Source organism: Zooshikella ganghwensis DSM 15267, from assembly GCF_000428585.1.
Taxonomy (GTDB): domain Bacteria; phylum Pseudomonadota; class Gammaproteobacteria; order Pseudomonadales; family Zooshikellaceae; genus Zooshikella; species Zooshikella ganghwensis.
The window spans coordinates 1-7,349 of sequence record NZ_AUAF01000186.1 but is presented as its reverse complement, the minus strand read 5'-3'; the positions used below and the strand labels follow the sequence as shown (position 1 = coordinate 7,349).

Here is a 7,349-nt window from a genome sequence, read left to right as displayed (position 1 = left end):
TACACCGATAAACATGGCCGAATCAAGGTGCAGTTTCACTGGGATCGAGACGGTCAAAAAAATGAAAAGACCACACGCTGGCTTCGTGTTAATACCGGAATAGCTGGAGGGCAATGGGGGCAAGTTGCAATCCCGCGAATTGGCCAAGAAGTGGTTATTGAGTATCTGGATGGTAATCCTGATAATCCGATGGTCACTGGGTGTGTTTATCACGCTAATAATAAAGTGCCGTATGAATTGCCTGCTCATAAAAGTCGCAGCACCTTTAAAACCGAAAGTAGCCCGGGTGGTGGCGGTTTTAATGAATTGCGTTTTGAAGACAAAAAAGGCCAGGAACAAATTTATATCCATGCTCAAAAAGATATGGATATCAAAGTTAAAAATGATCACCGTGAGCATATTAATGGTCACCGTCATTTAGTCGTGGGCAAAGACAGCCTAATAGTCATAGAAGGTGATGCCCATTGGCAAAAAGATAGAAATGAGCGTATTGAAATAGGGCAAAACCGGCATATTGAATCCCAATCCTCAACCTACACCAAATTTGGTCAAGCTTATCTGGAAAAATGTCGGAGTGAGCATCATGCCAAAGCCAGCCGTAAAATCGTCATGGATGCCCATGTCGAATTGACGGCTAAAGTGGGTGGCAACTTCATCAAACTGGATCCTTCGGGTGTAACCATTGTCGGTAGCACGATTAGTTTTGGAAGTGGCAGTGCCAGCCGAGCGAAAAATGTTGCAGCCTTACCATTAAATGTCATTCAAGGACAAGAAGAAGTGATTGCTAAAGCGGCCAAAACAGGTACACCTTTAGTGAGTGATTGTGCGTCCAATGGTGAGTGTGTTGATTGTGCTGTGGAATGTGGCTGGGTAGGAGACAAACATAATCATGAGTGTGTTAAATAGCCAGTTAAACAAATACTTCGAAAAAAAACAGCATCAGCTGTATGCCTTAATTGATGGGGCGATAGTAGATGAGCTTATGCCAACTTTATTTACGTTGGAAGATAATCCATCCGTATTTCCCGTATTTATTGATACCCCCCTCAATGGTTGCTTGCATTTATCACCTTGCTTAGTTGAGCTAAAAGCAGATTCAAAAATCGTCAATTTTATACTGGATGAAACGCGAGAAGCATATTGGGGGCTGCTGTTAGGCTCTACCTTAGCTTTTGAGTCATTATCAATGTACTTACAAAGCTTGTTGTATGTTAAAACGCCATTGGCAGAGCAACTAGTGTTTCGCTATCAAGATCCTCGGGTGATTAATCCGCTACTGAATGCCAGTACAACCAATGAACAAGCGAAATTATTAGGGCCTATCGACAGGTTATGGGTGCCCAATCATTACCGGCCTGAATTATTTCGGCAAACAAGTAGCACAGAAACTCATAATGTCATTAAAGATGAATTTGAACGTGAATGGGTCGTTTGGCAAAACTCTCAAACCTGGCACGGTCAATTCCCAGAAGAGCGCCCTTGGTTTGAGTTCAGCGCTAAACAGTGGGAAGGCATTATGGCTGAGCATAAACATAAAGTGGAAGAAGCCATCGCTTTATATTTAATGGAAGAAAACCCCGCATTTAAAAAACTTAAACCCAAACAACTGCATGAAACGATTCGTTACTGGTGTGATAAAAGTGATGATTATGGCATCAGTAAAACCAAACTGGTGGCGAGACTCATTTTAGTGGTGACAGAATTTGGCCCTGATATTCCCAAACGAGAATGGATGAAGTTAGAGCAAGAGATTTTGTTTAATACGGATTTTTCTGAACATGAAAAACTGCAGCGTTTGGAAAAATATAATGCACTAGTGTATGAAAAGCCTGGGGTTCCGTTTGATCCAATAAAATGCATTGTCTATGAGCAGTTATACCAGGACTTTGGAATAAAAGAACTGATTGATCCATTCAGTGATGAAGACTTAATAATACGAATGGAATATTTAGATAGATATAACGATATTAAAGCTGATAAAGCCTTACTCAATGAGTTAGTGAAAAAGCTTTACGAACAAAATGCAGATAGGCTTATTAATCAAGAAGATAAATTTATTCCGCTTTCTTATACACAAAAAAGTGATGAAGCATTTAGAGCACAGCTATTAAAAATGTATCAAGAACAAAAACAAGACATTTAAGGTAGCGTTGGTTAGCAGAATTTTAGGAAGTTTACAGAAAATGAGTTCAAATAAGATTTATCGTATACAACCAGGTGATACTTTAGCCACAATTGCATTAAAAAATGGTGTAAGCGTTGAAGATCTACGCCAAGCTAATCCTGGCATTACCGATGATAATCTTATCTACGCGAATACCAATATTCGTATTCCTGAGCCTTCCTGCGATGATCCCTATGTTATTAAGCGGGGTGACACATTAGGTGACCTGGCTAAAAAGCACGATACTACTGTAGATGAAATTTTAAAAGAAAATAAAGATATTAAAGACCCAGATAAAATCTATGCAGGCTATGAGTTAAAAATACCTGGCCAAAAACCAGGAGAAGAGTGTCCAGTACCGCCAGAAGGTGGCCCTAGAACTGGCGGGCCTGGAATAGGTGGACCCGGAACAGGTGGGCCCGGAACAGGTGGGCCCGGAACAGGTGGGCCCGGAACAGGTGGGCCCGGAACAGGTGGGCCCGGAACAGGTGGACCCGGAACAGGTGGACCCGGAACAGGTGGACCCGGAACAGGCGGACCCGGAACAGGCGGACCCGGAACAGGCGGACCCGGAACAGGTGGACCCGAAACAGAAGGGCCAAAAAAGAAAGGCCCAGAGAAACAAGAACCAGAAAAAATAGAAGAGCCAAAAGATAAGAAAAAAACTGAAGAACCTAAGAAAGAGGAGCCTAAGGCAGAAGAGCAGCTTCCTGAGGATAAAGATAAGCCTTGTGAAGAGTGTGACTCTAAATGTAGAGTTCGAGTAGGGTGTAAACACGATAGCCGATCTATTGTGAATCCACCATATTTAGCTGTAGTGCCTAGTGGCAATGATAAAGGAAAAATTGAGGAAGAAAAATATAAAGAAATTGATAGTGATCTCATAAATGTACGTATAGAGGGTAACCAAGCACCTGAAAAAGTGCAATATGGCTCTGAAACTTTTGACAAAAAAGGTAAAGATCAAGGAAATTTATTTTATATTCCCGTAGGGTATATGGTACCGAAAAAAAAACCAGGTGAAACAATAATTTTAGAAGATCTGGTTAACTTTTTTCATACCCCTGTGAATAAAAAAAATAAGATTACAGGAGATTGTATAGACCTGCCTGTCCACGTCCATAGCCCTGATGTATGGGAAGTCAAAATTGGTTTTCCTGAATGGGATAAAATAGAACATGGTACAAAAAAAGTTGGTCGGATTGAAAATGGTAAGTTTAAAAAAGAGAAAACATTTTATAAAAGAAGAGCATTTGAAAATGAAGCAACTCTAGACCATGAAACAGGTGAGTTTAAATATGAACCTGCATCTGTTAGTACTGGTGGGTATGACTTCAGTAATTTTGATGTTGGTGTGTCAGTAAAGAAAAATAATAAATCCATTGGGATTGACTCAGCTAAGGCATTATTTCAACCTCTTGAAGTAGCTGCAGCGATATCAAGACTGATAACGCAATTAAGAAAAAGCTTTAATGTAAAGTGGGGAGTTTATTTTGATGTAACCTTTGCAGTAATGAAGGGGGGGATATTAGTCAAATGGTATAATAAAGAAAATGATGACCACACGGCAAGCAAAATAATTGAGGCAGGTATTTTTTTAGAGTTTATTAATCTTGAGTTAGAAATGGGGGTTGGAATACAAGTGAGTGACCATATAGGTGCTCAGCTTTTTGTTAAATGCTCCGGTAAAGTTGAAGCTCAAAGATATATACAAATTAAAGATAATGAGAAAAAAGTAGTTATCCCATTTACTGGAGGCATTGGTGTTGAAGTTGGACTTAGATGCAAAGTGTCAGATAACTTTACAGCAGAAGGAATATTTAGCTCGGGGTTTGAAACTAAAGCAGATTTTGAAATTGATCCATCAGCAAAAGAACACATTTTTACAGTAAAAGGTGAAGTAGTATGGACTGGAGTAAAAGGAGTAGTTAAAGCAAGTTTGGCTTTTGGACAGTCAAATATAGTTTTTGATTGTGAAAAAGAGTTTATTCCAAAGTACAAAATAACTGATTTTAGCTTTCCAGATACCCGAGACTATGAGTCAACATTTGCTAGTGAGAAAGAAATTAAAAAGCTGTTCGTTGAACAGATGGAAAGCAGTTGGTGGAAGAATAAAATAAAAATAACTGGTGTAAGAAATGAAGAGAGAGTATATATTAATACAAAACAATTGGCAGAAACACTAACTAATGGGGTGATTGATAGTCAAAAGGTTTCAAGGGATTTGAAAACTATTAAATTAATAGCTGAAGATGTATATGATGAATTAAGGGTATATGAAGAAAACAAGTCATGGTATATAGCTGATCATGTTACTTTAGATGAGTATAATAATTTCATAGACTGTGAATATCCAAAAATTTTACAAAAATATCCTGATCAGGCACGGCTTAAGTTTAAAGAGTTAAAGACAAAAAAATAGCAGGTTGATAAATCCTGCTAAAGCAATATAAAATTTACAGGCACTAAATATTGGGGTCAGTTAGTTTTGGTGGTAAAACACTATTTATTGGGTGGTTATTTTATAGATTGTGCACAACGAAAACCATTATACATGCCTCTGTAATCAACAGGGTATGCATTTCTTGCATACATTGGATTTTCGAAGTCATCGCTTAGAGTCTGATGATAACGCCGACCCCGAATAACTTTCTCGTTTCCAGTCTCTGGGCCTGTGGGATTGTTTTGGGGGGAATTAAGAAAATAGTCTTTAGCGTACCAGTCGTAAACGTACTCTCTTACTCCATCAGCCATTCCATATATTCCAAGTGGGTTGTGGGGGTACTTGTCTATTTCTGGAGGTGATATGCCTTCATTACCTGCTATGTTGACACCTACTTTCCAAGTGCCATCATTAGTAGCATGTTTTACATCTTGGCCACGGCTCCGTGCAGCATATTCCCACTCAGCTTCTGTAGGAAGACGATAAGGTAAACTTGAACGTTGGGCTAACCAAGTGCAAAATTTGTGTGAGTCATTCCAACTTACATGGCTTACTGGAGAACGACTTTCAATACTAAGATTATTATTCCATTCATGAAGACTTAGGTTATTGAGTTTTGCAAATACATAGAAATCACCTTCTGTAGCTTCATAACGACTTAAATAAAAATCATTGATCGTCACTTCATGTTGAGGAGCATCGTATTGATCCGGGACAAACACACCATATGACTCATCTTGGTATCCCATTACAAATGTACCACCTTTAACGAGTAACATATCTTCAGCATAACGCTTAACAATCTCGTCTGCTTTTTTCTCAAGTTCCTCTTTGCTTTCTTCAGGCATATTACAAGCAGTTATAGCAAATGCTAGTATAGCTAAAGTTATGACATATCTAGAGTACATCACTTGCCCTCTATTGAGCTGTATATAAAATTGGTTACAGAAGTATATTCAAGTGTAACAGGTAAAGTAATATAGCGCATAAAACTCGTTAACAGATATACATTATTACTACTAAACTTAACCAAGTTAAGTGTATCAAATAACTGACTTTTACTAATATTTTTGAATAAAGTAAGCTAATAATTTTGTTGATGCGTGTATACTGCCACAGATTGACAAACAATGTGAGTTAGGAGTCGCTGAAAACTTCAAGCTAACTCAATGTTATATATTATGAAAAGTCAATCAAATGAAGCTATTTGTCGAGAAGGTGATTTGATGGAAGAGTTTATTAGAATTAATCTTGATGCAGAAAAAATATATATGAAAGTATATGTAAATGATCTGTATTTGCAAGATTTTTATACATTGGGCCGATCCTCAGCAAGCAACTTTTTAAACCAATTTCTTGTTAAAGGAAAAAATATAATAGAAATCTCAATTGTGCCATCTGAAAAAAATGATGATGTGAGTAAAGAAAATTTTGATATTCAAATTGATGTGGAGAAAAAGACAGGAGAAATAATAACGACTCTGCTAAAAGAAAAAGTAGAGATAGGAGACTTAGAGTTAGATGATGACAATAGTTTTAAATACAGGCATGAGTTTGAATACGACGGTTTCGATTTAAAGCCTTGGCTAGTAAAGTTACAACCTTTTACTGATGAAGAAGCATTAAAATTTACGAGGCATGTAATAGATGTTGTAATTAAAAAGGATTTAAATGCTTTTATGAATCTTAAAAAGTATACAACAGAAATATTGTCAACTGCATTCAGTGTTCCAGATTATAAAAGAGAATTACTTGATATAGTTAAAGAGTGTCTAATAAATGGTGAGTTGGAGAAAACAGAAATTAAAGATCACGAATTTATATTTAATAGTTGTCTAGATAATAAGGTCTATCACGTTTATGTAGAACCAGATAAAAGATTAGATATAAATAAGGGTATTGAAAAATATGACTTTAGGCCAAGAGACTTATTACTTTTTCGAAGAATTAATGGGCAAGGAGGTATGCTCTCATTAGCTTTTTCTATTGCAAAGATAAATGGTGAGTTTGCTTCTTTTATATAGTTTTTATTTTAAAAAGTTTTAAATAATGTTGAATTGATGGGGTAAATAGTGCTGTATGTTTTCATGAATATAATACTAGTAATTGCATGTAGTAACTTATTGAGAAGCTTTTAGATGTCAGAACTTAAAACAGCTTTTAAATTTTTTTTGTTTATATATATTGCGACTTTTGTTATTGGGATTAGCTATGCGTTATATCGTGGACTTGCCTTTTCTGACTTGTCAGAGTTAGTAGGTTTTTGGATAGGTCTTATTGTTACGTTTGTGCCAATTGTCATGCTATGTTATTTTGGTGGCCTTACTATCGCAATGCTTAAAGGAAAGAGTCTCTTTGGTGTAGTGGCTTTAGCGGCTTCTGGTTTTTTAATCTACATGTATTACATGCTTGTCTATGTAATAGCATTTGATGAAGTAAAAAAAGCACTTAACCCCTTTAATGGAAATTATATTCCTAAGGCAGTCGCTGAGAGTGCAGATACTAAAGAGGTGGAATATAAACTTGAGATTAACGGCTACCGAGCCTATTTGACAATCAAAGGTAAGCACGCAGTATCAGAGCTGAGTTTTAACGTGTGTCTGGAAGGAGATAATATAACCTTGAGTCAAGGCCGACCCGATACAACGGACTATTGTCAAATTACTAAAGCAGAATCTGAGTTAGAATTTATTTTGAAAGGTAAACGTAACGATGAACTGGAATGTCATTCTTGTGAGCAAG

6 protein-coding genes are annotated in these 7,349 nt (G+C 37.1%); 5 read left to right on the top strand and 1 reads right to left on the bottom strand.

Annotated features, from left to right (window positions below):
* From tssI to F607_RS33175, 3 genes are all read left to right on the top strand, one after another.
* Positions 1-906: type VI secretion system tip protein TssI/VgrG (gene tssI, locus F607_RS31325; RefSeq protein ID WP_027709964.1), on the top strand; the 906-nt coding region annotated here is incomplete at its 5' end.
* A complete protein-coding gene (locus tag F607_RS0123080) occupies positions 890-2,143 on the top strand; it encodes a DUF4123 domain-containing protein (RefSeq protein ID WP_027709963.1) in 1,254 nt (417 codons plus the stop codon). The genes tssI and F607_RS0123080, both read left to right, overlap by 17 nt.
* Before the next feature lie 40 nt (positions 2,144-2,183).
* Positions 2,184-4,586, top strand: a complete 2,403-nt coding sequence (locus F607_RS33175) for a LysM peptidoglycan-binding domain-containing protein (protein WP_027709962.1) — start codon at positions 2,184-2,186, stop codon at positions 4,584-4,586.
* Positions 4,587-4,681: 95 nt separating this feature from the next.
* On the opposite strand, the gene F607_RS0123070 is transcribed toward F607_RS33175, so the two are convergent.
* Entirely contained in the window at positions 4,682-5,455 is a 774-nt protein-coding gene (locus F607_RS0123070; RefSeq protein WP_027709961.1) for a formylglycine-generating enzyme family protein, read from the bottom strand.
* Positions 5,456-5,788: 333 nt separating this feature from the next.
* Here F607_RS0123070 and F607_RS0123065 point away from each other — a divergent pair, with 333 nt between their 5' ends.
* Together F607_RS0123065 and F607_RS31315 are read left to right on the top strand one after the other, a co-directional pair.
* Positions 5,789-6,631 carry a hypothetical protein gene (locus F607_RS0123065; protein ID WP_157365576.1) on the top strand — a complete coding sequence of 281 codons (843 nt, stop codon included), beginning with the start codon at positions 5,789-5,791 and terminating at the stop codon, positions 6,629-6,631.
* Between the two features lie 114 nt (positions 6,632-6,745).
* A partial coding sequence (locus tag F607_RS31315) for a hypothetical protein (protein WP_038292111.1) occupies positions 6,746-7,349 on the top strand: 604 nt, incomplete at its 3' end.